The organism is Pseudemcibacter aquimaris (genome assembly GCF_028869115.1).
In the GTDB taxonomy this organism is placed as follows: Bacteria; Pseudomonadota; Alphaproteobacteria; order Sphingomonadales; family Emcibacteraceae; genus Pseudemcibacter; species Pseudemcibacter aquimaris.
The window spans coordinates 1,692,119-1,717,511 of the sequence record NZ_CP079800.1 but is presented as its reverse complement, the minus strand read 5'-3'; the positions used below and the strand labels follow the sequence as shown (position 1 = coordinate 1,717,511).

The 25,393-nt window shown below is 42.6% G+C and carries 20 protein-coding genes; 11 read left to right on the top strand and 9 right to left on the bottom strand.

The window, feature by feature from the left end; genetic code table 11:
- Nucleotides 1-187 precede the first annotated feature (187 nt).
- The 4 genes from KW060_RS08205 (at nt 188) to KW060_RS08190 (ending at nt 6,088) form a co-directional block, all read left to right on the top strand.
- Entirely contained in the window at nt 188-2,470 is a 2,283-nt protein-coding gene (locus tag KW060_RS08205) for an ATP-binding protein (protein WP_249034329.1), read from the top strand.
- 77 nt (nt 2,471-2,547) lie between these two features.
- Nucleotides 2,548-4,812: an ATP-binding protein gene (locus KW060_RS08200; RefSeq protein WP_249034328.1), complete on the top strand. Its 2,265-nt coding sequence runs from the start codon at nt 2,548-2,550 to the stop codon at nt 4,810-4,812.
- A 132-nt stretch (nt 4,813-4,944) separates the two neighbouring features.
- Complete coding sequence (locus KW060_RS08195) at nt 4,945-5,490, top strand: cytochrome b (protein ID WP_249034327.1); 546 nt, start codon at nt 4,945-4,947, stop codon at nt 5,488-5,490.
- A 34-nt stretch (nt 5,491-5,524) separates the two neighbouring features.
- Nucleotides 5,525-6,088 (top strand): YceI family protein, encoded by a 564-nt coding sequence (locus tag KW060_RS08190; protein WP_249034326.1) that lies wholly within the window; start codon nt 5,525-5,527, stop codon nt 6,086-6,088.
- A gap of 113 nt (nt 6,089-6,201) precedes the next feature.
- Here KW060_RS08190 and KW060_RS08185 read toward each other — a convergent pair whose 3' ends face one another.
- The gene (locus KW060_RS08185; RefSeq protein WP_249034325.1) at nt 6,202-7,326 is read right to left on the bottom strand and encodes an aminotransferase class I/II-fold pyridoxal phosphate-dependent enzyme; all 1,125 of its coding nucleotides are present in this window, start codon (nt 7,324-7,326) and stop codon (nt 6,202-6,204) included.
- A 260-nt stretch (nt 7,327-7,586) separates the two neighbouring features.
- Here KW060_RS08185 and KW060_RS08180 point away from each other — a divergent pair, with 260 nt between their 5' ends.
- The 3 genes from KW060_RS08180 to KW060_RS08170 are packed head-to-tail and all read left to right on the top strand — an operon-like array spanning nt 7,587 to nt 11,081.
- The gene (locus KW060_RS08180) at nt 7,587-9,332 is read left to right on the top strand and encodes a DEAD/DEAH box helicase (RefSeq protein ID WP_249034324.1); all 1,746 of its coding nucleotides are present in this window, start codon (nt 7,587-7,589) and stop codon (nt 9,330-9,332) included.
- Nucleotides 9,333-9,387: 55 nt separating this feature from the next.
- Nucleotides 9,388-10,290 carry a tetratricopeptide repeat protein gene (locus KW060_RS08175; protein WP_249034323.1) on the top strand — a complete coding sequence of 301 codons (903 nt, stop codon included), beginning with the start codon at nt 9,388-9,390 and terminating at the stop codon, nt 10,288-10,290.
- A gap of 23 nt (nt 10,291-10,313) precedes the next feature.
- Nucleotides 10,314-11,081 carry an alpha/beta hydrolase gene (locus KW060_RS08170; protein WP_249034322.1) on the top strand — a complete coding sequence of 256 codons (768 nt, stop codon included), beginning with the start codon at nt 10,314-10,316 and terminating at the stop codon, nt 11,079-11,081.
- An 88-nt stretch (nt 11,082-11,169) separates the two neighbouring features.
- Here the strand turns inward: KW060_RS08170 and KW060_RS08165 are convergent, their stop codons facing one another.
- The 4 genes from KW060_RS08165 to KW060_RS08150 all read right to left on the bottom strand — a co-directional run bounded on the left by KW060_RS08165 (nt 11,170) and on the right by KW060_RS08150 (nt 18,654).
- Nucleotides 11,170-11,928, bottom strand: coding sequence for a copper resistance protein B (locus tag KW060_RS08165; RefSeq protein WP_249034321.1), 759 nt, complete (start codon nt 11,926-11,928; stop codon nt 11,170-11,172).
- The gene (locus tag KW060_RS08160) at nt 11,925-13,958 is read right to left on the bottom strand and encodes a copper resistance system multicopper oxidase (RefSeq protein ID WP_274757235.1); all 2,034 of its coding nucleotides are present in this window, start codon (nt 13,956-13,958) and stop codon (nt 11,925-11,927) included. The genes KW060_RS08165 and KW060_RS08160 overlap by 4 nt, the downstream gene beginning before the upstream one ends.
- A 289-nt stretch (nt 13,959-14,247) precedes the next feature.
- Nucleotides 14,248-17,427, bottom strand: coding sequence for an efflux RND transporter permease subunit (locus KW060_RS08155; RefSeq protein WP_250646636.1), 3,180 nt, complete (start codon nt 17,425-17,427; stop codon nt 14,248-14,250).
- Between the two features lie 3 nt (nt 17,428-17,430).
- Nucleotides 17,431-18,654, bottom strand: a complete 1,224-nt coding sequence (locus KW060_RS08150) for an efflux RND transporter periplasmic adaptor subunit (RefSeq protein WP_249034319.1) — start codon at nt 18,652-18,654, stop codon at nt 17,431-17,433.
- Nucleotides 18,655-18,807: 153 nt separating this feature from the next.
- On the opposite strand from KW060_RS08150, the gene KW060_RS08145 reads away from it, so the two are divergent.
- Nucleotides 18,808-20,169 (top strand): pyridoxal phosphate-dependent decarboxylase family protein, encoded by a 1,362-nt coding sequence (locus tag KW060_RS08145; protein ID WP_249034318.1) that lies wholly within the window; start codon nt 18,808-18,810, stop codon nt 20,167-20,169.
- On the opposite strand, the gene KW060_RS08140 is transcribed toward KW060_RS08145, so the two are convergent.
- The 3 genes from KW060_RS08140 to KW060_RS08130 are packed head-to-tail and all read right to left on the bottom strand — an operon-like array spanning nt 20,166 to nt 22,321.
- Complete coding sequence (locus tag KW060_RS08140) at nt 20,166-20,750, bottom strand: hypothetical protein (RefSeq protein WP_249034317.1); 585 nt, start codon at nt 20,748-20,750, stop codon at nt 20,166-20,168. The genes KW060_RS08145 and KW060_RS08140 overlap by 4 nt on opposite strands.
- An 18-nt stretch (nt 20,751-20,768) precedes the next feature.
- Nucleotides 20,769-21,674 (bottom strand): alpha/beta hydrolase, encoded by a 906-nt coding sequence (locus KW060_RS08135; RefSeq protein ID WP_249034316.1) that lies wholly within the window; start codon nt 21,672-21,674, stop codon nt 20,769-20,771.
- Complete coding sequence (locus KW060_RS08130) at nt 21,671-22,321, bottom strand: hypothetical protein (protein ID WP_249034315.1); 651 nt, start codon at nt 22,319-22,321, stop codon at nt 21,671-21,673. The genes KW060_RS08135 and KW060_RS08130 overlap by 4 nt, the downstream gene beginning before the upstream one ends.
- A 116-nt stretch (nt 22,322-22,437) precedes the next feature.
- On the opposite strand from KW060_RS08130, the gene KW060_RS08125 reads away from it, so the two are divergent.
- Complete coding sequence (locus KW060_RS08125; protein ID WP_249034314.1) at nt 22,438-23,790, top strand: pyridoxal phosphate-dependent decarboxylase family protein; 1,353 nt, start codon at nt 22,438-22,440, stop codon at nt 23,788-23,790.
- Here KW060_RS08125 and KW060_RS08120 read toward each other — a convergent pair.
- Nucleotides 23,780-24,247, bottom strand: a complete 468-nt coding sequence (locus tag KW060_RS08120; RefSeq protein ID WP_249034313.1) for an OsmC family protein — start codon at nt 24,245-24,247, stop codon at nt 23,780-23,782. The genes KW060_RS08125 and KW060_RS08120 overlap by 11 nt on opposite strands.
- Nucleotides 24,248-24,359: 112 nt before the next feature.
- On the opposite strand from KW060_RS08120, the gene KW060_RS08115 reads away from it, so the two are divergent.
- Both KW060_RS08115 and KW060_RS08110 read left to right on the top strand, forming a co-directional pair.
- Nucleotides 24,360-24,854, top strand: coding sequence for a nucleoside triphosphate pyrophosphohydrolase family protein (locus tag KW060_RS08115; protein WP_249034312.1), 495 nt, complete (start codon nt 24,360-24,362; stop codon nt 24,852-24,854).
- A gap of 122 nt (nt 24,855-24,976) precedes the next feature.
- Nucleotides 24,977-25,366, top strand: a complete 390-nt coding sequence (locus tag KW060_RS08110) for a hypothetical protein (RefSeq protein WP_249034311.1) — start codon at nt 24,977-24,979, stop codon at nt 25,364-25,366.
- Nucleotides 25,367-25,393: the final 27 nt, after the last annotated feature.

The following is a 25,393-nucleotide window of genomic DNA, read 5'->3' as shown; positions in this document are numbered from 1 at the left end:
ATTTCGTTGCGGAAATGAAATTATTTTCAATTTTATGAAGAATCTTTCATATGTTAAGCTATTGTTAATTAAAATAACTAAATCTATTAAGTAATAGGGATACTCGTCATAGTTATTTAACCAAAATAATATTGCTATCATGCGTGGTTGCGGGTATTACCATTAATATTAATCTTTTGAGGGTGCGATGTTCCGGAAGTTCGCTGTATTATTACATAAGAATTATGCCTTATTGCTTTTGACGTGCGTAATTTCCTATGTGGTATTAGCCCATATCGGTTTTGCCCTTTCCCAACAAAGTGGATTTGCAGCACTTGTCTGGCCGGCGGCGGGGGCCGCATTGGCATTCGTTTATTTTTATGGAAACCGTGTTTGGCCGGGCCTTTTCCTTGGGGCGCTTATCGCGACGACATTAACGTCACCGGAAATTTTCAGCGATCCTTCATTGATACTTACTAAACCACATTATTTCGTGATTTCAGCGGGATCGGTACTGCAGGCTATTTTTGCAAACTGGCTGGTTCGGAAATATGACTGCGCAGAACATGATTTCAGTGAACCCAAAAAAATTGGACTGTTTTACCTGCTTATTGGTCCTGTTGCGTGTTTAACCAATGCAACACTTGCGTTTTTATGTTTTTTCGTCATGGGCATAAACAGCTTTATCGGGCTATTGCAGGAATGGATACTATGGTGGTTTGCGGATAGCACGTCATCGATTATTTTCTTTACGCTTGTCATGTCATTGCTGTCATTTGATAAAAAACGCCGCAATATTATGACGATGATCATCGGTTTTGCCTTTCTTATAACGCTTGGTGTTTTTTATGTTGGCCGTCAATGGGAACAGGAACGCATGACGTTATTGTTTACCCAAGAAGTGATTGCATCCACGGATATTTTTAAACAAATGACCGGCACACAAAATGTGTTAATTAATAATCTGGCCGGATTTAAAAGTTATCGCCCTGAATTGGTCCGTGATGAATTTGCAAGCTTTTCAAATAACAACCTTGTTTTTAATCCAAGCATCAGGTCGATTTCATGGGTTGAATTTATTCAGTCATCCGAACGTGATGACTATGCGGATTATTTAAGCAGTCTTTTTGAAAAAGAGGTTACATTTTGGGAACTTGATGAAAATTTAGAAATTCAATCGTCCCCTGAATATCCGGATGGTTATGCCGTTGTTAAATTTGTTGAACCTTATCAAGAATATGGAAATGTTGTCGGGTTAACGCTTAATAATGATGATGCCAGAATGCAAACCATGCAAAAAGCAATCGAAACCAACGCATCGGCACTGACACCCCCGATTATTTTAACGTCAGAACCAGACGGGCCAAAAGCGGTTACCATTTACCAACCAGCATTCATGGAAAATGGTGAACTTGATGGTGTTTTTGCCGTTCTAATCCATATTGAATCCTTGATTAATGAAATGATCGCCATTTCAAGCCCCGGCCACATGGAAGTTTCAATGCGTGATAAAAATGCACCTGGTGCGCCGATTTTTACATCAATTCGTGTTCTGGATGGCTATATCGACCGCAACCCGATCAGTATTGAAGTTGACGTGTTTGACCGTACATGGGAACTTGTGTTTAGAAGAACCCAGAATTTTATTGATGATAATAAAACCACACAGCCGCTTTTCATCAGTATGGCGGGTATGATCTTTTCAGCGCTTATTACCCTTGGTATTACCATCTTATCTGGTCAACGTTTGTTTCTTGAAAAACAGGTCCGCAAAAGAACGGCCGACCTACATAAAGCCAATGCGACAAGATCAGAATTTATGGCCAATATGAGCCATGATTTAAGAACACCACTTAATGCGATTATCGGTTTTTCTGATATCATGCAAAAACAGCTATATGGTGAACTGGGCAACGATAAATATCTTGAATATACAAAGGATATCAATGATTCCAGTGAATATCTTTTGTCACTGATTAATGATGTTCTTGATTTTTCTGCGATCGAAGCAAACAAAAGAAATATTGAACTTACCGAAGTTTATATCGACGAAGTTGTGGAAGATTGCCTAAGAACGATTACGCCACTTGCGGAACAGAAAAATATATTCCCAACTATAGATTATAGTAAGGGAATGGCCCCAATTCAGGCAGACATCAGATCCATTAAGCAGATATTCTTAAATGTGCTATCAAATGCCGTGAAATTTACGCCCGAAAATGGTTCGATCAATGTGATTATTACTGAATCCAGGAAAGGGCAGATTATTGAGATTATCGACAGCGGTATCGGTATTTCAAAAGAAAACTTTAAAACGATCCTTGAACCATTCGGTCGTGTGGAAAATGATCCTCATAAACCACAAGAAGGGACCGGCCTTGGTCTTTCAATCGTGGTTTCTCTTGTCGAGCTTCATGGTGGTAAGTTCGAAATTGATAGTGAACTTGGAAAAGGCACGATCGTGCGGATATTTTTTCCCTTTAAACATTAACCCACTATTTAACACCCCTGTTAAAGAAATAGTAAGCATTGGCCACTATAATGCCCGCATACTATACAGGGTATAAAATGAATAAGAATAATAATTACGTCAAAACGGCGCTCTTAATTGCCGTGACGGCGGCTGTATATTACCTGCTGACGCAGGTTGGCATTTATTATAAATTGCCATATGAACAGGGGACACTTATCTGGCCTGCTGCCGGTTTTTCTTTCGTCATGGTATTGATATTTGGTTTTCGGGTTATTCCGGGAATTTTTATTGGTGCGTTACTTGGTGGGTTTGATTATTTATTCGGTCTTTCTTTATCGCTAAACGAAATTATTTCCAAATTATTTGAGAATACAACACCATTTTACCTTGGGCTGGGTGCCAGTTTACAAGCGGGTGTTGGTGCATGGCTTGTAAAATCATACCGGTTATATCCACAGAAATTCTATGAACCGTCAAAAATCATCAGATTTTACTTTTATTCGGCCGTTGTCGGTGGATTTATCAGTTCATTTATCGGTAACCTTGCCTTTGGTTTCGGGTTTAGTGTCGAATTTATATTTGCTTACCTTGTGTGGTGGGTTGGTGATGCGATTTCGGTATGTGTCTTTGCAACGATGCTCGTGGCGGCGACACGTTTCCGTATAAGACGCGGTGCGTTTGTTTTCTCGTTTCTTCTGGTCGGACTTGGTATTGTTATAACGATTTATAATCTGACGCTTGCTTGGGATAATGACAGGCTAGATCATCTTCTAGAAATGAAAATTAATGAATTCAAAGGTGATATTGCCGACCAATTTGATGAATATAATACATTGATGGTCGCCATGCAGGGGTTTGTTAGAACACAAAATTCAATCACAAAAGAAGAATTTCATATATTCACGGAACAGTTCCTGCCCATGAACCCGACGGTACAAGCTGTGAATATCAGCGAGGTTGTGAGTAAAGATGAGCTTAATGAATTTAAATCTTTACTGGAAATGGAATATAACGAAGACATTAATCTGATTGACCGGGATGGTTCGCCATTAAAAAATCAGGATCAATATTCCATTATCAAATATGTCGAGCCATTCGAACCATTTTCAAACCTTGTTGGCCGTGATATGAGCTCCAGTTTCGCAACCAATAATGCGATGGATTATGCCGTAAAATATAATACAAGCGCACTTACAATGCCGCTTATTTCACCGATTAATCCAGAGCGTGCCTTAATCGCCATGTATTATCCGATTGTCTCGGATGGTGAAGTTGCCGGCTTTTCCGCGATGGTGATCGAGCTTTCAAAATTTATGAGAATTTTAAGCGAACAACAATATGCGGACGGCATTAATTTCAAAGTGCTGGATTACGGCGATGATACTGATTTTTCACTGCTTTTCCAAAATGCAACTGATGAAGAGTTCGGCATAACTGAACATCATGTATCAATTCCTGTTTTTAACAGAACCTGGGATATTTCAGTTACCCGTGACAATGATTTCAATATGAATAATATGTCAAACCAACCGATGTATGTTGGTCTTGTCAGTGCAATTTTGCTTGGGCTGTTTATCGTTTGGGTGGTCTTTATGACCGGGCAGGGGTCATATCTTGAAAAACTTGTTCGTGAACGTACAAATGATCTTAAACATGCCAATGAGGCAAAATCATCATTTATGGCTAATATGAGCCACGATTTAAGAACACCGCTTAATGCGATTATCGGTTTTTCTGAATTGATGCGTAATGAATTATTTGGCCCTGTGAAAAATGAAAGATATGCTGCTTATATCGATGATATTCATCATTCCAGTTCTTATCTTTTATCGTTGATTAATGATTTATTGGATTATTCAACGCTTGAAGCGGGAAAACGTAAACTCGCTATTGATGAAATAATCGCAGAAGACGTCATTAATGAATGTTTGCGAACCCTTCATCCGTTAAGTGAAGGCAAGAATTTAAAGATGGAAATAACCGCCGTCAAAAAAGAAAAAGCGTTCCAGGTTGATGAGAAGGCATTCAGACAAGTCATTATCAATATTTTATCCAATGCGATAAAATATACTGGTGATAATGGATCTATAAAAATTGATATCTTTGAAAAAGATGGGGCAAATATGATTTCTATCGAGGATACCGGGGAAGGGATTCCGGCAGAAAATATTAAAGTGATCCTTGAACCATTTGGCAGGTCGATTTCTAATCCGCACCTCGCGCAAGAGGGTACAGGACTTGGTTTATCAATTGTTCATTCGTTGATGCAGCTTCATGATGGAAGCCTGTTTATCAGCAGTGAAGTTGGTGTCGGTACCAAGGTGACATTACAATTCCCGATGCGTACAATTGATGCATAAAAATAACTTTTATTTTTTGCGCCCACTTTCATAAAAAATTTCGTACAATATATATTCACAATCAGTTGATTTGATAATATGTTATATTATGTCATAATATAACAATGACGATAAAGAAGTCAGGGTATGGATTTGAAAGATACAAATAAAAAATATGGACCACTTTCCAAGTTATTACATTGGGTTGTTGGTATTGGGGTAATAGGTTTGTTTGGGCTTGGATATTGGATGCGTACGCTTGATTATTATAGCGCATGGTACCAAAAAGCCCCTTATATTCACGAAGGTGTCGGCCTGATTATGCTTGTTCTTGTGCCGATTATGTTAATTTGGCGCCTAAAGAACACAAACCCGGACGATAGCCATCTTTCATCATTTGAAAAATTATCAGCAGGCCTTATGAAAAAGGCGCTCTATTTGTTGATGGCGATTATTTTGGTGACCGGATATCTGATTTCATCGGCTGGGGACACACCGATCAATTTCTTTGATTTGTTTGAGGTTCCGGCGATTTTCACAGTAAACGATAGTAAAGTATTTATCGGCAATCTGCATCAGTATTTCGCATATGCCATCATGGGCTTCGTCGCGCTTCATGCGTTGGCGGCTTTAAAACATCACTTTATCGATAAGGACGACACGCTGAAAAGAATGTTGCCTTTCATAAAAGTAAAATAACAATTTTGGGTATCTTAATCTTTAAGGAAATGAAATGAAAAAACTACTACTTGCAGCAATGATGATGGGCGCCACAATGGGCGCGACAAAGGCTACTGCGGCCGATTATATCTTTGATATCGAAGGAATGCATGCGGCGATTGAATTCCGCGTAAAGCATTTGGGCTATAGCTGGCTGACGGGTCGCTTCGATAAATTTGACGGTAAATTTTCCTATGACGAAGAAAACCCAGCAGCATCAAGCGTAACGGTTGATATTGATGTAAGAAGCGTGAACACAAACCACGCCATTCGCGATAAACATATCAGCGAAGAAAGATTTCTAAACGTTGAAAATCATCCATCGGGCCGCTTTGAAAGCACTCGTATCGAGGTAACAGGAGATAAAACAGGTCTTATCCACGGAAATCTGACCCTTAATGGCGTGACAAAAGAAATTACACTTGATGCAAAGCACATTGGTGGCGGTGATGACCCATGGGGCGGTTTCCGTCATGGTTTTGAAGCAACAACCGTTCTAAAACCAGCGGAGTTCAACTATGAATTCAATTATGGCGATGTAATTGTTGATCTTTATGTAGAAGGCATTCGCCAGTAGAATACATTTAAAATTGGTCATACCCCGACTTGATCGGGGTATCCATACCAATATAAAATTCTCATGTAATGGATTGCCCGTTCAAGTCGGGCAATAACAACTAATTTTCAAACTTACCTGTTCTTCTTCAGATAATGATAGAAAACATCAAGCATTTCATCCATGCCGCTGCGGCCAAAACCGATACGGAAATGATCATGTGGCGTCGGTAATAATTCCGATTTATAAATGCGTGGCGGTAATAGCATCACGCCGGTTTCATTAATCAATTCTTCGCAGAACTCATCCGCTGACTGATCACCAAGGTATTTTGGATATCCTACTGCGCCGCCATCTGGCCTTTTCCACTGGAACGTATCAGGGAATTCTGCAAAAAATTTATCAAGTTTTGTTAAATTTTCAGATAATAAATTTTTATTTCTTTCCAATATTTTATCACGATTTCTTAACGCAATAATGGAAAGAATTTCCGCAGGCCCACTGTTACAAATGGTCAGGAAATGTTTATAACATTCAAATGTCCCAAGAAGCTCTTTATCCTGGCAGGCGATCCAGCCGATCCGTAAACCCGGTAAGCCGTATGCTTTCGACATCACATTAAGGGATATACCACGTTCATAAACATCAGCAAGCTGCGGTAGGCGCTTGCTTTCGTCGAGTTCTATACCGCGGTAAACCTCATCACTGAAGATATAAATGCCAAATTCACGGGCCACTTCAATCATTTTATCTAAATCGGATTTCGGGATGATTTTACCAGTTGGATTATTTGGGAAATTAATGGAAATCAGTTTAGTATTTGATTTAATTGATCCGATAAGCTTATCAATATCAAGATTCCAATCATTATCCGCATCAAGCGGGATGCCAGTGACATCACAAATATCAAGCGGTAAAGTTTCTGCAGCCTGGTAATTCGGTACAACGACGATTGCGTGATCATCCTTGCTTAACATCGTGCGCATCGCGGTATATATGCCTTCTTCCGCGCCAGCAAAACAAAGGATGTTTTCTGGGTTCATTGTGTCATAGGTCTTCGCAATTTCCGTTCTTAAATCCGGATGGCCATATGTTTCTGTATATCCAAGCCACAGATTATTAAATCCTTCGCGTTCTTCCTCTGTTGCCATGGCCATAAGGTCCGCCATAGACATGCTTTCCATGTCCGATGCAGTAAGGTGGTATTTCGCTTTAAATTCCCATTTGGAAAAGAAAACTTCTAATTCGAAATTGCGCATTATTTTCTCTTTATTATTAAGTTATTTTTGATCATTAACACGCATAACAATATTGTCAATCACGTTATTTACTTGACTTTGCACTAAATTAAGCGCATTTAGCGCACGTTACATGGTCGTTAATTAAAGAAACGATCAAATTCCGCCTAGCAGCCGTGACAAGTAACGATCACGTGTATCCCAAGTGTTTATGGGCCAAGTGCATTCGCGGAAAATAAAGCGCCAAAGAGAGGCGCAAACATATTCGCGAAGGACGAGACATGACTGACGAACAAATGTCAGAAGATCATGTTGCTGTTGATGCAGTAACATTTGATAATTTTGGTTTTCATAAATCCATACTTAAATCCCTAAAGAAACAAGGGTTTATCACACCAACTCCAATTCAGAATATGGCCATTTTGCCGGTCATGAGTGGTACTGATTTAATGGGTATTGCGCAAACGGGTTCGGGTAAGACGGCTGCCTTTTCATTGCCGACGATCAATAAATTAATTCCAGATTATGAAAAGCCGGAAAAGCATCGCCCAAAGGCATTGATCCTTGCACCGACACGTGAACTTGTGATGCAAATCGGTAAATTCATTAATGAATTTAGCCGCGGTACACCAATCACGAGCCTCGTGATTGCCGGTGGTCAAAGCTATAAACCACAAATCAGCAAGTTAAAATCCGGTGTTGATATCCTTATCGCAACGCCCGGGCGTCTTATTGATCATATGCAGCAGAAAACAGTTCGCCTTGACAGGTGTGAGACATTCATTCTTGATGAAGCCGACCGTATGCTTGATATGGGCTTTATTGAAGAGGTTAAATCAATTCAGGAATCTTTAAACGAAGATCACCAAACGGTGATGTTCACCGCGACAATGAACGCGAAAGTTCGTAAATTATCATTGGAACTTCTTAAAGACCCGGAATATGTGGAACAAGAACGCAAAACGATGGTGGCTGATACCATTACCCACAAATTGATGAATGTGCGCCGCAAAGATAAAACGCAGCTTCTTATTGATCTATTATCCGATGAATCCATTGATAAGGCACTTGTGTTTGCGCGTACAAAACTTGGTGCGGATAGGCTTTGTGATGAATTAAAAGAAGCATTTCGTGAAACGCCATTACGCATTGACGCCATCCACGGTGATAAAAAGCAGCGTACCCGTGAAAAAATCCTGATGAATTATAGAAAAGGACGCACACGCGTTCTTGTGGCAACCGATGTTGCCGCGCGTGGTATCGATGTCGATGGAATTACTCATGTGATCAATTATGAATTACCCATTGAAGCCGAAAATTACGTTCACCGTGTTGGCAGAACAGGCCGCGCGGGCGAAAGCGGTCTTGCCATATCATTCTGTGATCCAAGCGATTTACGCCTTCTTAAAGGGATTGAAGAGCTTTTGAAGATTAAAGTGGATGTGGATGATAATCACGAATTTCATTTTGAAGCATCCGATGTTCGTTCAAATAAAAAAGGACGCGGTAAAGGACGCGGCAGAGCTGACCGTCCGCGTGCGAAATTTGATAAAAGCCGAGGGCGCGCGAAAAAGAAAGATGATCGCAACGACGATTTCGAAAATAAACCGTCACGTCCACGCAAAACAACCGGCAAAATCAGAACGGAAATGCCTGCACGTGCCGATAGACCTAAATCTGATAAGCCAAAACGCGATCAAAAATCAGATAGCAAAAGATATAATCCATCAAAATTTGATCCGTTAGACAGCATGTTCGGTTTTGATGATGATCCGGTTCTTAAAAAACTTCAGGGCAAATCATCAACCCGCAAGAAAAAAGCGGCAACCAAATCCGGTGATGCAGAGGTTTCAAAGAAAAAGAAAACCACAAAACGCGATCATTTTGATGACGCTGCAAAAGCAAAGCCAAAACGTAAACCTGGTAAGGCAGTAGCAAAGAAAAACAAAACAAAACCATCACGCGCAGACCGTAAAAAAGTCAAGCAAACTGGTGGACATAAAGCTTTTAAACCAAAACGCAGGTAAGGCTTTACGTGCAATTACGTTATGTGTAAGATGCTTCATTCTGGAGCAACATTTTATGCATTTTAAACGTGTCTTTATTATTTGGGGGACTGTTTTTGCGCAAATCGCATACGCCGATATTGATCGGGGTAAAGAAGCCTATTTTATGGGTGAATATGAACGCGCAATTGAGGAATTTACCGAAGACGCGAACAAGGGCAACAGTTACGCCCAAATAAAGCTGGGCTTTATGCACGAAAATGGATGGGGCGCGCCCAAAAATTATGACATGGCGCGTGAATATTATATCGCGGCATCATCCAACGGTAATTCGGATGGCTATATTCATTTGGCAAAGCTTTTTGCCTATGGCCGTGGTGTGGAAAAGGACGCGGAACTGGCCAAGGCCCATTTATTACGTGCAGCGAGCATGGGTGAGCCGCATGCTTTTTATGTTCTCGGGGAAATTTTCAATGATAATTATGCCCTTGGCGAAAATGCAGAAGAGGCACTGAAATATTACCTTATGGCCGCAGAAAATGATGCGGCAGCATCGCTTATTAATGGACGCTATCGTCCCGGGAATGGGCAATGGTTCCGCCTTATCACCGAGGAAGGCGTTAAATTAACGGAAAATTTTGCGGAAACGGGTAATCAATATGCGCAATTTAATGCGGGTCTTCGTTACCATTTTGGTGAAGGGGTAATGAAAGATTATGAAAAAGCAGAAAAATTTTTTCTAATGGCGGCAAACCAAGGAAACGTTGAAGCACAAAAATTTGTCGCCCAAAACCGCGCATTAAACCCGAATGGCAATTCCGATCTTGTGTTTATTGATACATGGCTTACAATCGCGTCAAGAGGCGGCGATCATGAATCCACCCGCAATAAAGAAAAGTTGGAATCAAGCATGACCGCGGATCAAATTATTACCGCAGAAAAACAAGCCGACGAGTGGTTAAGTAAAAACGCAGGATGATTAGATTTTTCATAATTTTCATTATGGTTTTGTCTTCGGCAATCGCAGAAGAGGTCAGGTATGTTGATACAAACCTTGGTTCCCAAAAAATCCATATTGTTCCTGCAAAAGAAACACCAACAGAAATTATTGTTTTCCTTCATGGGGATAGCGCCTTTAGGCCGCCCACATATCAATATGATATCGCGCGGCGTATCACGGATATAAAGAAAACCGCCATTGCCATTGCGATATTAAGACCGGGTTATGAGGATGGCCTTGGCGGTAAATCGGATGGCCGTAAAACCAATAGAATGGGTGATAATTATACGGAAGATGTGCTTGAAAGTATGAATATCATTATTTCTGGTTTAAAGGCGGAATATAATTTACCTGTTGTTTTGTTTGGCCATTCAGGCGGTGCGGCGTTATCGGCACTGATGATGAATAGATATCCTGATTTATCAAAAACAGCACTGCTCGCCGCATGTCCGTGCGATTTGGATAATTGGAGAAAACATCAATTTGAAAGATCGGGTAGGGATCGTTGGATATCCGATATGCCCGGACTTTCGCCCAGTGATGAAGTGGGGGATATTGCTGAGGGCTCCAGAATTCATATGCTTTACGGGTCAAAAGACAATGTGACCCCGTTAAAGGCCATGAATGACTATGTGGAAAATCTAGAAATCCGTAAAATATATCATGAAGTGACGTTGCTGATCGAAAGTTCCAGTAAAGGGACCAATAATTTTGGTCATGATATGATCTTAGATCAAACGATATTGTCGTCTTTTCTGAATAGTTATTGAGACCCTCGGAACAAGTCCGAGGGTGACGAATTAAGGAAAACGGTACACAAAAAACTGTCATACTCGGACTTGTTCCGAGTATCTCAAATCAATACCACATGCGCACACCGGCAACAAAGCTTGCTTCGCTACTGCTGTGACCATGGTGTTCGGCAAATTCTGCGGTCTGGCCGAATTTCTTATGCCAGCTTACGCCAATGTAAGGCGCAATTTCACGGAATATTTCGTATCTTAAGCGAAGTCCGGCTTCCAAATCCGAAAGGCCGGAACCAATACCCATTTCTTCGATGTCTTCGAAATTGATGCTGATCTCTGCTGCTGGTTGTAATATCAATCGCTGGGTTAATAGCAGTTCATATTCAACCTCGAAATTGGCGGATACTTCGCCCTTATTGCTGATGTTAAGTGCACCACCAAGTTCAAACCAATATGGCGCCAGTCCCATAAAGCCGATTTGGCCATATGTTCTGCCGGGACCCATATTGAAATCCTGTTTGATGCCTGCTTGTACATCAAAAAACGGGGAAACCGCGCGGCTATAAAGAATTTCCACGTTTCCTTCTTCAAAGCCGTCTTCTTCGAATGAATATTCGGCTTCTGAATTGATCCATAGCTTTTCTTTATCACCGCCATGCCATCCTTTTGCTTCCCATGCAAGCGCACCGCCATTAGCGGGTCTATATTCAAACTTATCAGCCATGACGAATGTCTGGTTCATGGCGCCGGTGATATGTTTAAGCATGGCGCGGGATGCGGCCATTTCTTCTGGGCTATAATATTGGTCAAGCGGTTCCTGCGCAAATGCGGATGACGTCATGACGGCAAAGGTAAACATTATCTTCTTCATGACATATCCCCCATATTATGGTGTGCGTGCGGGTTTGGCAGATTTTCCCTTACCGAAACAACACGGAACATGCCTGCATGCATATGATACATCAAATGACAATGAAATGCCCAATCGCCGATGGCATCGGCCGTTATATCAACAGATAATTTTTCCCCTGGTTTCACAATGATTGTGTGTTTTCGTGGTTTGAAATGGCTTCCTTCAACGGTGACCACATCAAAAAACATACCGTGCAAATGAATAGGGTGCGGCATCATGGTATCATTGACCATGGTAAGGCGGATACGTTCGTCTTTTTTAAAGAATATATTTTCTTTAATTTCGGAAAATTTAATGCCGTCAAACGACCACATGTACCGTTCCATGTTACTGGTTAAATGTAGTTCCATTTCCCGTTCCGGCGCCCGCATGTCCGGGTTCATTTCAAGTGCTTCAAGGTCCATATACGTCAGCGCCCTATGGGGCACATTTTCAAGACCAATACCTGGTTCATGTAATCTGCTTACCGGGCTCATGGCGGTGTTGACGACACCGTGATCTTTACGGTGATTATGGGCTTGCATTTCCATGCTTTCCATATTTGACATGTCATGCCCCTTGGCCGCGTGATCCATTTGTGAATGATCCATTGTTGAATGATCAACGGTTGGTTCCGGCTCCGGCATCGTGTGGCCCATTGCCGCGTGGTCCATCTGGGAATGATCCATTGTTGAATGATCAACGGTTGGTTCAGGCTCCGGCATTGTGTGGCCCATGGCTGCGTGATCCATTTGCGAATGATCCATTGTTGAATGGTCAACGGTTGGTTCTGGTTCCGGCATCGTGTGGCCCATTGCCGCGTGATCCATTTCTGTCATGCTGCTATGATCCATGCTGCCGTGGTCCATATCGCCATGATCCATACCACCCATGTCTTTCATGGTTAGTTTCGGGCGTTCTCGTAATGGTGGGACCTCGGCTTCCATACCCGCACGTGGGGCGAGGGTGGCGCGCACGAAACCCGCACGTTCAATACTTTCGCACATTAAAGTGTATGCTTGATCCTTTGGTTCAACTATCACATCATAGGTTTCAGCAACACCCATTTGAAATTCGTCTGTTTCAACAGATTTAACATCAAGGCCATCTGCCTGTACCACCGTCATCGGAAGACCTGGTATACGGACATTGAATATGGTCATGGCCGATGAATTGATAAAACGTAGTCTTACACGTTCACCGGGGTTAAAAATACCCGTCCAATTGTCATTTGGCCCATGTCCGTTAATCAAATATGTGTATGATGCACCAGTCACATCGGAAAGATCCGTTGGTGTCATGCGCATGGCGCCCCACATGTTACGATCAGCCATGGTGGCGCCAAGACCGTTTTTACGAACATCACTTAAAAATTCCGCGAGGTCACGTTGCTGGAAATTATAACCGTGGCCCATTTTTTTAAGCTTGGCAAATAATCTGTGCGGGTTTTCAAATGTCCAATCGGATAGCACAACAACATATTCACGGTCGAATTCTTGTGGGTATCCGTTTTTGGGTTCAATGATGATCGGGCCGTAATGGCCGGATTGTTCCTGTAATCCGGAATGGCTGTGGTACCAATATGTTCCCGCCTGTTTTACCGGGAATTTATAAGTGAATGTTTCACCAGGTTTAATCCCCGGGAATGTTACACCCGGAACACCGTCCATTTGAAACGGTAACAAAATACCGTGCCAATGAATGGATGTGTCCACTTTTAAATGATTGGTAACACGTAGGGTAATATCATCCCCTTCTTTCCAACGAAGAAGCGGTGCTGGAAGCTGGTCATTGACGACCACACCATTCCCCGGTTTTCCATCAATCATCACACGTTTTTTACCCACGTGAAGATCGTATTCTGTGCCGGATAACACATTGATCCCTGATAAATCGGCTCTACCATTTGATTGTGCCCAGGCTGGCAAAAGGCCCGGTGTAACACCACTTGCCGCAATAAATGTGCTGGCGGCACCAGTGGATTTTAAAAAATCTCGTCTGTTAAACATGATTGTTCCATCTAAAAAATCTTTGATATTGGATTAAGGATTTTTAGACGGGTATCAAATTAACAGGAGTATTTTTTGTGCAACCAATGTGTTGGTGTTATGGGAAATCTGAATTTCACAGGCACAGGCAAGAACACTACTTGCGGTAAATGCAAGAAGCAAAAATGCGGATATAAATGTTCTAAGTTGCCTGATCATGGGCAAACAATATCAAAAGAAAATCCCAATGCAAGAATTTTTTAAATACACCGGGGTGGTAAACGAGAAATAAAACCACCCCGGCATATCTTTATTCTGCCGCTCTTTCAAGCGGTAGAACTGTGCCGCCCTCGGCCGCGAGTTTATTCACACGCCGTCTTACACGCAGATAGTATAGTGAAGGGACAAATATCAGCGCGAGTAGCGTTGCGCCAACCATGCCGCCGGCAATGGCTGTCGCGAGAGGGGGCCACATTGCGTCACTAAACAGAATTAACGGTAAAAAACCGCCAATCGTCGTGAATGTGGTTGAGACAATATGTCTCGTAGAATTGATAGTAACTTGTACAATGGCGGCTTTATCGGCGTTTCTTGCGTTTTCATTTGCGCGAAGGGCGGCAAGAACAACGATACTATCGTTAATTGCTAGACCAATAAGACCCATTGTACCCATGATACCCATGAAACCCATGGTAAACCCAAAGAGCCATAATGATAGCAGCGCAAGACCCGCACTAAAGAAGGCAACACCACCAATGATTAAGGCCGATGTAAAGCTGTTAAAGGCAAGCACAAGAATACCAACCATAATAACCATCAATGGCAGAACGGTTGAGAAAAGCCCACCTTCGGAACGAGCACGTTTTTCTTCTTCGCCGCCCCATGCCATTTCATAACCGGCGGGCAGTTCAAATCCGGCCGCGTCAAGTCTTGCACGTAAATCAAGAAGCGTTGCACCCGGCAGACTGTATGGATGAACATAGGCTTGCACCACATTCATTCGGCGACTATCGCGGCGAACGATGGTGCTGATGGTTGGAACCACTTCCATACGGCCAAGGGATGATAACGGAATACCCGCACGATCGCCATTTGCCACGGCAACAGCACCATTTGCAGAAACCACACTGTTATTCATGATGAAATCAAGGTCGGTGCGGTTTTCATTGCCGTATCTAACGCGCACGGGTAGTTCTTCTGTGCCCTCAAGCACGCTGCCGCCAACTTGCCCTTCAAGGGCATTGTTTAATTGCTGGGCAACGTCATTAAGTTTTAGCCCCGCAACTTGTGCGGCTTCTTCGTTTGGAATAAACATCAGCTTTTTCTGGCTGAAGTCCGATTTAACTTGCGTATAGCTGACACCTTTTGATGTTGCTAGGATGCGGCGGATTTCTTCGGCCTGATTTGAAAGAACATTTAAATCCTGTCCGTAAATCAAGACTTCAACCGGGGCTTCAAATGGTGGTCCTTGTTCAAACGGAAGTGCCAGAACCATGGCGTCGGGTACTTCGTTGATCAGATCAATCTGTAGCTGCGGTAAAATCGCACGTGTTTCATCAGGGGACCCTGTGGTCACGAACCCGCCCGCGAAGCTGCTGACGCCGTCGTTAGCAAGGAATGTGTTATAATAAACACCCGGTGGGTTTTCACCGATCACCCATACATCGTCGGTAATTTCAGGATATCTTGCGAATACCTCGCGTACTTTTGAAACCTGTCTTGTAGTTTCTTCAAGGCTGGCGGTTGATGGCATTTTAAGCTGTACTTGGAATTGGTCACGATCACCCGGCGGGAAGAATTGCTGAATAAGCGTGGACGCAAGAATAAAACCAAGCAATGGCAATGAAATGGAAATCAGGGCCGCTTTTTTCGGATGATCAAGACACCATGAAAGCGCATTACGGTATCTTTCGCGAAGCGGCACATTGATATAACCATTGGCAAGGATGTCTTTTACATCGGTTACGCCATTTTCCGGCTCTGCTGATCCTTTAAAGAAATCATTCTTATCCAGATAGCCCGCAAGCGCAGGAATAATCGTTAGCGCAAGGAATAACGATGACGCGAGCGAGAATATAACCGCCATACCAATGGTGCCGATAAATTCACCCGTTGGCCCAGGGGCAAGAACAATCGGCATAAAGGTAAGCGATGTTGTCGCCGTCGACGCGAGCAGGGGAATGATCAAATGTTTCGCCATTTTGGAAATGGATGTTGGAACATCAATGCCCTGTGATCTTGAAAACTTATATTTGTCAATGGCAACAATGGCGTTATCAATAAGCAATCCAAGCGCGATAATAATACCACCGATGGACATTTGATGCAGGTTCACATCCATCAAATTAAAGATCGTCATTACCATCAGGATCGTAAGCGGCAAACTTGTCGCCACCAAAATCGCAGAACGCCAGCCCATCATGAAAATCATCACAGAAATAATAATGATACAACTGATGATGATATTACCAAGAAGCGTGGATAGCCTGTCGGTAACGTAGCTGTCCTGTGAAAAGATCACTTCCATGGTGACGCCTTCCGGCATTACATCACGGTATAATTCTGTTGCCGCATACATTTTAGCGGCCCATTGGTCCACACGCACGTTTTGGTCAACCTTTGCACCAACAATCACGGCGCGCTTGCCGTTAATAAGCGCATTGGCGGTTGATGGTTCACGTACCGTTTTCTTTACGGTTGCGATGTCACCAACACGTAAGAATTCACCGCTATCAAGCTGTTTCAGAATAATGCTTCTAACGCGGTCTTCTGATTTTAATTCGCCACTAACCTCAACAAGCAGGTCATTATATCTTGCGCGCACTTGTCCGGCTGGAATTTTACTGTCGGATGTGGCGATGGCGGCGGAAACCTGTGATATGGTCATACCAACGCTTGCAAGGGCATCGGGATCAATATCTACAAGCACTTCTTCAGATGGTTCACCGAATACACCGGTATCTACGGTTCCGGATATGGGGGCGAGGGCGCGTTCAAATTCACGGCCAAAACGGCCAAGAATATCTAACTGTGGGTCCTCTGTTTCATTGTCCCATGTAAAGCCGACCATGAATGTATAAACCGGGCTTTCACGGTCAAGCATGCGTGGCTTGCTTGCTCCCGCTGGTAAGTACGGCACCGCATCATCCAATTTATCACGTACCTTGGACCAGATGTTTTCAAGCTCATCACGCGGGATATCTTCTTCCAGTTCAACGGAAATGTTTGAAACACCCGCGCGTGATGTGCTGTTGACTTCACGGATTTCATCAACCCGGGCGAGGGATGCTTCGATTTTTTCAGTGATCAGTGCATCAACGCGTTCGGCGCTGGCACCCGGGAATGTTGTCACGACCACGTCAAAACGGTGGGCGATCAATGGATCTTCCTGTCTTGGAATGGATGACAGGGCCGATAAGCCCGCCACGAATATGAACCCAAGTACAAGAGCGGTAAGCCGCTTGTTTTTATAAAAAAGATTGCTCCACATGGCTTAGTTCGCTTTCACGATAAAGCCGGAAGAAAGACGATGTGTGCCGCTGGAAACAACCTGGTCACCATCGCTTAATGTTCCGCGAACATATACGCGGTCTGCTTCGGTATATAGAACTTGTAATTCCTGACGCTTAAGCTCGCTAACGTCACTACGTCCTTCAAATGGGGAAAGTGTGTATGCTGTCCAAAGGCCACGGCGGCTTTCCGCGAGTGCCTCTGTCGGAAGCCAGTATCCGGTTTCATTAACATTAACGTTCACGGCAATTTCCGCGAGCGTTCCCGGGATTACATTTTGCCCAGGATCAATATCAAAAATGGCAGATATGGTGCGGGTGTTTTGATCAACCTGTCCGACGATGGACCTTAATGTTGTGTTGATATCACGCCCATTTTGCGCGAATGTGTATTTTGCGCCTTGTTCCATACTTGTGGCGGCATTTTCCGTTAATCCAACGCGTATTTCAAGTTTACCGTCCTCGATCAACCTGATCATCGGGCCACCACCCATACCGAAAGATGCCCCTTCGTCACGGTAGCGTTTAACAACGGTGCCATCGAATTTCGCACTTAAAGTCGCAAGGTCGATATCAGCATTTACCGCAACAAGTGCCGCTTCAATTTTTTGAATATTTGCCATTGCTGATGTTACGCCCGCATTGGCGGATGCAAGGTCTGTTTCTGCTTGATCCAGTCGATGCTGGGAAATATGGCCACTGTCTTTTAAAGCACTATATCTGTCATATGCCGCTTTGGCACGTTGTTGATTTGTTTTGGCCTCAACGGCGAATGCTTTTGCGCTTTCAAGATCAGCTTTAAATTGATTATGTTGTGCATTTAATTTTCTGATGTCTAGTTTCGCGAGGATGTCACCTTTTTTAACGCGGTCACCTTCGTCAACCAGCACTTCCGCGAGGACGCCTGAACGGTCAAAACCATGATCACTTTCGCGGGCGGCCATGACTTGACCGCTTACATATTGAACTGTTTGATAATTTTGGGTTTGTTCTGCTGTTACTGTGCTAACGGTGAGGGCGTTTGCCACATCGACGCTATCAACCGCCGCAGAAGCGCGACCGATAATTTCACCTGTTCGCGTCGCAGCAAGGCCACCAACCACAACAAGAAAGATACTCGCCGCGATTGTTAATTTTGGATTCTTTTTTAAACTATCACCATAAGCGGATATAATTCCGCTGGATTTATTAGTATTTTTTTCTGTCATAACGACACCCTGTTATCAATATAGAATCATGTATGTTTACAGTGATAACATAAAATATAAATTGACAGTGTCAACATTAAATTGTAACCCATTGCGAAAATTGGTAAAACTGGTCATATTTAGAACAGTTGAAAGTAGAAACTGGAGAATAAAATGAGCTTCGATGACAAGCTATTTGAATATACATTAAAAGCAGCACGCGACTTTGAAAACGGGTTTGAAACGAACCCGGTTGTCCCAATGCAGGATGCGATTGATGCAATCGAAGCCTTTGATGAACCAGTGCCAATGGGAAAAACAGATGCGCTTGATGTCATTAAGCTATTAAATGAAATCGGTACCCCCGCAACAACCCTTAGCCGCAGCGGCAGATTTTTTGGATTTGTCGTTGGCGGCACGTTGCCGGTATCTGTTGCGTCAAGCTGGCTTACCAGCACATGGGATCAAAATGCGGCGTTAACTGTGCTTGGATATACGGCGGCGAAACTAGAACAGGTATCCCGCAAATGGATCGTTGAAATGCTTGATCTGCCAGCTGAAACGGCGATGGGTTTTGTATCGGGTGCGACCATGGCTGGCTTTACCGCATTATCATCCGCAAGACATAGAATTTATAAGAACCTTTGTTACGATCTTAAAAAGCAAGGATTACGAAACGCACCGGAAATTAAAATTGTGGTAAGCGCGGATATCCACGCAACCAACATCAGTGCACTTAATTATATGGGCTATGGCCGTGATGAATTAACATTTGTGCCGGTGGATGATCAGGGCCGCATTATTTTATCTGAAATGCCTAAACTGGATGACAGGACGATCGTGCTGGTGCAGGCAGGCAATATCAATAGCGGTGCGTTTGATGATTTCCATGGCATTTGTGACATGGCCGAAAAGGCGGGTGCATGGGTGCATGTTGATGGTGCTTTTGGTGGATGGATGAAATTATCACCAAAAAGGCGCCATTTATGCGATGGCATGGAACGGGCCGACAGCTGGTCCATAGATTGCCATAAATGGTTAAACGTTCCTTATGATAGTGCGATTGCGATTGTTAAGGACCGCGAAGCCATGATGGAAACATTCACCATTTCCGCGAGTTACCTGACCACGGACGGTGAACGCATACCCAATAACTTTACACCGGAACTTAGCCGCCGGGCGAGGGGTGTTGATGTTTGGGCGGCGCTTAAACATCTGGGCCGTGATGGCTTTGGTGAAATGATTGACCGCTGCAGCGATCACGCAGCGTGGTTTGCGCCAGAACTGGAAAAACTTGGCTTTACCATCATGAATGATGTGGTGATTAATCAGATTGTATTCTGTTTAAATGATAATGATGATGAACGCCTTGACCGTATTTTCAAACGTGTTAACGACAGCGGCAAAGCATGGTTTGGTTCAACCAAATGGCAGGACAGAACCGTTTACCGCATGAGCATCATTTCCCATGAAACAACAAAGGACGATTTGATGGTCGCCCTTGATGCCATTAAAGATGCGCTGGATAAGGTTTAATCGCTTTCTTTATTCTCATACGCCTTAAGTGCGGCGGGACTTAAAACAGCTTTTAAATCATCTACCGATCTTTCTCTGTGACTGTTATTATATTTATATTTTCCGAATATAAATCGGAAACTAATGCTTCCAAGAATAATCGTTTTAGCAGGAATGCAGAATATTGCTGAAACAGCATATGAATTATTCAATACACTTTGGACTTTGATATCAAAGCCTGCTATTGGCGTTCGTGATGAGTGATAGGAAATGTCGGAGTACACTGCCCAAATTGTAGGTAAAAGTACAAGTAAAATCATTATTGTAAAATAGGCTATTGCTGCATATTTAACTTCATTTCTATCTTTAATATACCCCATATAACTGGGCACTTTTAAAAATAAAAATACATAGTAAGCTGCAATAATTGCCACTATGGTCAAAGAAAAAATTATATTTTCTGTAAAAACCATGTGGCCGGTAATATTGTAGAGGATATTTTGAAAATAATAAGGAATATCTAAAATAATGTATACTAGCGTCATCTGTAATACACTTGATAGATAACCTTTTCGAGTTAGATATTCTTCAATTTTTTCCATAGTTCCCCCTTAATCAGGTCATTTGTTTTTGTTTATGAATTTAATGATATCGTCGCTGAAATCATCGTCGCCAGTATTAAAATGAAAAACTTCGGATAAATGATTATGATCCATTAATTGTTTAACGGTGGGCATTTCGTCGTCTCTGTTAAACAAAGCAGTGATAATTTTTGAGGCCTGATATTGAAAATTATCCTTATCATATTCTGCGTAACTAACGAAAACGGGCATTTTTCTTCCATCAAGGTCATCCAGTACCAATCGTTCTGCATATTTTGATGGGTCGTTCCCGAAATAATCATAATATTGTGGATCCGCATCACCGTTTAAAATACCCGTATCGTAAACGGAACCGCTGGCAAGGATTGCACCAGAAACACCGTCATTTTCAATTTGGTACTCTTCTTCAAATATATAACTGGCGACATGCTGTGCCCCGGCGGAATGACCGAACAGATATATATTGGATGTGTCGGCGTTGATCTGGTCTTTATGGTCCCTGATCCATTTTAACTGTAATGATAAATCTATGGTGCCTGTCGGCCATTTATATTCCGGCGCAAGACGGTAAGTCATTACGACCGTCGTAATGCCCTTTTTCGCGAAATGATAACCCACATTGGCATACATGGCTTTATCACCGGCAACGAATGATCCACCATGAAGAAAAATGATAATCGGTGAGGGCGCATTCGGAAGGGTCACAGGTTCATATAAATCAAACCCTTGTTTCGCATGGTCGCCGTATTTAATGTTGTGTGTGACTTTAACGGGTGAATTATCGGCAGCATCCCATAATGGCTGCCACCGCAAAAGCGATTTTCCAACATCAATTGATTTTCCTTCGCTGCGAATTTGTTCTGTGATTGTTTGTGCGAATAACGCATTGCTTAACAAAATAAATATCGCGGCAAATCTAATCATTCATCATCCTGTTTTTCTTTATTATACATTTTAAGAACGGATGGATGGACATTGGCCTTTAATTCATCAACAGTTTTTTCTTTTGTTCTGGCTTTAAGGCTTAATGCCTGTTTTGCGTCTTCTTCTGTCGGTTCTTTTTGTTCGGTCACCAGCTTATATAAAATTAAGGCCACGACACAAAAACGCATAACCGAAAGCACACCCAAAAAAGCAGCGCGGAAATTCGGATAAACCACATCTGCGGGCAAGTCGATGAAATCAACGTCACTCCAGACTATATCGCGTCTTATGATGCGTTCTTGATTATTTTCAAAGACTTGTTGGAATGTGTAAGCCATATACCCATCAGCAATAAGCCAGAAACCAACCGCCGCAACAATCAGAATTTTTATATAAATCAGTTCATCAATATAGTTTATCAAGCGTTTATGGAAAAATGCGATAACCCCATAATAAACAAGCGTCACCCCCGCCATCATCATAAACGGGTTCATGAAATGGGCAAGTTCCGTGTATCCTTGTGCGACAATGAAACGCTGTCCAATGAATGTGGGTGCTAGCAATAAAACAAAAAGGGCGATTACCTGTATAAAGCCGAATGTATAACTTTTAAGTTCATCCTGAAATGACGGGTACTGTTCCGGCATAGAATAATAATCCTGTATTATATAAAAAATTGAAATAATGAATTCGTGAAAATGATATTGGCATTTCAAGTGATTACAGTAAAGTCATATTGATAAAAAACATCAGGAATAAAACAATGGAATTTAATCAGGAACTTTATGAACAAGTGCTCGGGGCGGCAAAATCATTTGAAGAAAGCCTTGATAGCAGACCCGTTACACCAAGCGATGAAGCGGTAAAGGCATTATCATATTTCGAAGAACCACTTTCACAAAGGGGCGAGGATGCAAAATCCGTGATTAAAATGTTGACCGATGTGGGTGAACCGGGTGTCGTGTCATCCCGTGGTGGGCGTTATTATGGCTTTGTAACCGGTGGGGCGATGCCGGTATCGGTTGCTGCCAACTGGATGGCGGCCACATGGGATCAAAACGCGGGTCCATATGTCTTAAGCCCCACTGCCGCGAAGATAGAGGTCGTCGCCGGCGGTTGGTTACTCGATGTGCTTGATTTACCGCGTGACGCTGGTTTTGGATTTGTGACGGGAGCAACGATGGCGGGCTTCACGGCGCTTTGTACTGCGCGCAACAAATTATATAAAAATCTGGGTTATAATTTAAAAGAAGACGGCATCAGAAACGCACCGAAAATTAGGTTCGTGATGAGCGAAGAAATTCATCCGACAAATATTATTGCCTTACAATATATGGGATACGGCAAAAATGAATTTGAATATGTGCCCTGTGATGATCAAGGCCGTTTGATCGCAAGCGAGCTTCCGGAACTGGATGATCATACAATTGTTTTATGTCAGGCGGGCAATGTAAATAGCGGTTCATTCGATCCGTTTAATGAAATTTGTGATAAGGCAGATGGCACAGGCGCATGGGTACATGTCGATGCAGCATTTGGCGGATGGGTCAGGGCATCCAAAGAACGAAAATATCTTGCGGATGGTATTGACCGCGCTGATAGCTGGTCATTTGATTGCCATAAATGGTTAAATGTTCCGCATGATAGTGCGGTGTCCATTTGTCGTGACCGCGAAGCCATGCAAGACATGTTCGGTGTTGTGGCGCCATATCTTGTTACTGGTGAAAACCGTGATCCGGATCATTATACACCGGAATTATCAAGACGTGCTCGAGGTATTGAAATCTGGGCGGCGCTTAAGTTCCTGGGTAAAGATGGGCTTGCCGATATGATCGATAGAACGGCCAATTTCGCGAAATATTACGCAAGTGAGCTTGAAAAAATGGGCATTAATGTCGCAAATGATGTCGTCATCAATCAGGTGGTCGCAACTATTGATGACGATGAAAGGCTTGAACAACTGATCACAGATGTTCAAAAAAGTGGTAAAACATGGTTTGGCCCAACCAATTGGAAGGGCAAAAAAGGATTCCGCATCAGTATTTCATCGCATTCAACAACCAAAGAAGATGTCGATATTTCACTTGATGCGGTTCGGACTGCGCTTAAGAAATAATTTCGGTAACGATTTCCGTCTTCACTGAATTTGCAATAAAGCAAACCTCATGCGCCTGATGATGAAGATCTTCTAAATCATCGGGCGTTGGTTTTTTGGCGCCGCTATATGTGCATTTAGGTCTTAACACCACTTTTGTCATGGCCATTTTTCCGCGGGATACGCGTTCAAGGTATCCGACTGCGTTGTCTTCATATTCATCAACGCAAAAGCCTGCTTGTGCTGCCACATGTAAAAATGAAAGCATATGACAACTTGAAAGTGATGCGACATATGCTTGTTCCGGGTCAACATAATTCGGATTGGAATAGGGCAGCGGCACAATATGATGTGATGGACTGGCGGGTATCATGATGCCCCCTTCGAATGTCCAACTGTGCATTCTGCTGTATTTTTCGTCGGTAAATTTTTCTTCTTCGCCCCTCTGCCAGGAGACTGTAGCGTGATATTCAGACATGATCTTCTCCCTAATTGAGGGGATAGTATCATATTTCGTTCATAAACGGTGTTGTTTTTTTGCCTTTCTTGGATATAAATATTCAGGACAAAAAAAACATTAAGGGAAATTCATGAAAAACTACCTTGCCGACAGCGCCAGAACAGCATCAAATACTTATTTCACGGATAAAGTGACAGAAGATGAAGTAAAAAATACTTTTGAAAAATTTGCTGAAACTGGTGAGGTTCTTGATAATCAAAAACGTCGCCTTTTTTATGGTAAGGGGGATGCATTATCAGGCGGCAATGTTGATGGTTTTTCCATTGAAAACCTAAACGGGAATATTGTTCACGCGATTTATGGATTATGTACCGAAGCAGGTGAGATTTCAGAAGCCTTTCTTAAGGCCGCAGAAACCGGATCATTCGATGAGGTTAATTTGAAAGAAGAAGCAGGTGATCTATTGTGGTATCTCGCGATGCTATTCCGTGAACTTGATACGGATTTTGACGAGGTTGCAACAACCAACATCAATAAACTTAAAGCACGTTTTCCGGAAAAATTCACACAGGATCATGCCTATAATCGTGATCTTGGTAAAGAGCGCGAAATTTTGGAAAGTTAACGCTAAAATGTCCCTGATCACGATTTCGTGATAATGCGTTACTTTTGGTTGTGTGAGTATAAAGCTATACAATAATAACAGGAAAGTTGTTGTATTAATTAATTCAACCATGGGGGGACATTATGGTGAACTTTAAGACTATTATCCTAAATTCAATTATTGCCTTAACTTTGTTTATGGGCGTATCCGCATATGCCAAAGATAAAGAGTATGAATTCGAAGTAAGAGGTTACGTTTCAGAAGAAATCAATGACCAAGAAGATTTCGCACTTTATGAAGCCGCAAAATACGCAGCGAAAAAAGGGTTCGAATATTTTACGATCCTTAACGTCAGACGTTACGATAAAACCAAATCAGCCAGGAAAATGGACCGCATTGGTTCAAGAACACCCAAGCGCCCGCGATTAAGAACCAGAATGGTAATTCATTGTTATGATGCGGACCCAGGCGAGGATACTATTCACCAAACGGCGAGCACTATTGGAGAACTTGAAGAAAAGTATTCCAGTTAATTTAGAATATTTCACTAACTGCAATAT

What these genes read in the sequence shown, in the direction of transcription:
- KW060_RS08110 (WP_249034311.1), top strand. Translation starts at nt 24,977, where the DNA reads ATGGTGAACTTTAAGACTATTATCCTAAATTCAATTATTGCCTTAACT.
- KW060_RS08140 (WP_249034317.1), bottom strand. Translation starts at nt 20,750, where the DNA reads ATGGAAAAAATTGAAGAATATCTAACTCGAAAAGGTTATCTATCAAGT.
- KW060_RS08130 (WP_249034315.1), bottom strand. Translation starts at nt 22,321, where the DNA reads ATGCCGGAACAGTACCCGTCATTTCAGGATGAACTTAAAAGTTATACA.
- KW060_RS08120 (WP_249034313.1), bottom strand. Translation starts at nt 24,247, where the DNA reads ATGTCTGAATATCACGCTACAGTCTCCTGGCAGAGGGGCGAAGAAGAA.
- KW060_RS08150 (WP_249034319.1), bottom strand. Translation starts at nt 18,654, where the DNA reads ATGACAGAAAAAAATACTAATAAATCCAGCGGAATTATATCCGCTTAT.
- KW060_RS08180 (WP_249034324.1), top strand. Translation starts at nt 7,587, where the DNA reads ATGACTGACGAACAAATGTCAGAAGATCATGTTGCTGTTGATGCAGTA.
- KW060_RS08205 (WP_249034329.1), top strand. Translation starts at nt 188, where the DNA reads ATGTTCCGGAAGTTCGCTGTATTATTACATAAGAATTATGCCTTATTG.
- KW060_RS08185 (WP_249034325.1), bottom strand. Translation starts at nt 7,326, where the DNA reads ATGCGCAATTTCGAATTAGAAGTTTTCTTTTCCAAATGGGAATTTAAA.
- KW060_RS08200 (WP_249034328.1), top strand. Translation starts at nt 2,548, where the DNA reads ATGAATAAGAATAATAATTACGTCAAAACGGCGCTCTTAATTGCCGTG.
- KW060_RS08160 (WP_274757235.1), bottom strand. Translation starts at nt 13,958, where the DNA reads ATGTTTAACAGACGAGATTTTTTAAAATCCACTGGTGCCGCCAGCACA.
- KW060_RS08135 (WP_249034316.1), bottom strand. Translation starts at nt 21,674, where the DNA reads ATGATTAGATTTGCCGCGATATTTATTTTGTTAAGCAATGCGTTATTC.
- KW060_RS08190 (WP_249034326.1), top strand. Translation starts at nt 5,525, where the DNA reads ATGAAAAAACTACTACTTGCAGCAATGATGATGGGCGCCACAATGGGC.
- KW060_RS08125 (WP_249034314.1), top strand. Translation starts at nt 22,438, where the DNA reads ATGGAATTTAATCAGGAACTTTATGAACAAGTGCTCGGGGCGGCAAAA.
- KW060_RS08175 (WP_249034323.1), top strand. Translation starts at nt 9,388, where the DNA reads ATGCATTTTAAACGTGTCTTTATTATTTGGGGGACTGTTTTTGCGCAA.
- KW060_RS08165 (WP_249034321.1), bottom strand. Translation starts at nt 11,928, where the DNA reads ATGAAGAAGATAATGTTTACCTTTGCCGTCATGACGTCATCCGCATTT.
- KW060_RS08145 (WP_249034318.1), top strand. Translation starts at nt 18,808, where the DNA reads ATGAGCTTCGATGACAAGCTATTTGAATATACATTAAAAGCAGCACGC.
- KW060_RS08115 (WP_249034312.1), top strand. Translation starts at nt 24,360, where the DNA reads ATGAAAAACTACCTTGCCGACAGCGCCAGAACAGCATCAAATACTTAT.
- KW060_RS08155 (WP_250646636.1), bottom strand. Translation starts at nt 17,427, where the DNA reads ATGTGGAGCAATCTTTTTTATAAAAACAAGCGGCTTACCGCTCTTGTA.
- KW060_RS08170 (WP_249034322.1), top strand. Translation starts at nt 10,314, where the DNA reads ATGGTTTTGTCTTCGGCAATCGCAGAAGAGGTCAGGTATGTTGATACA.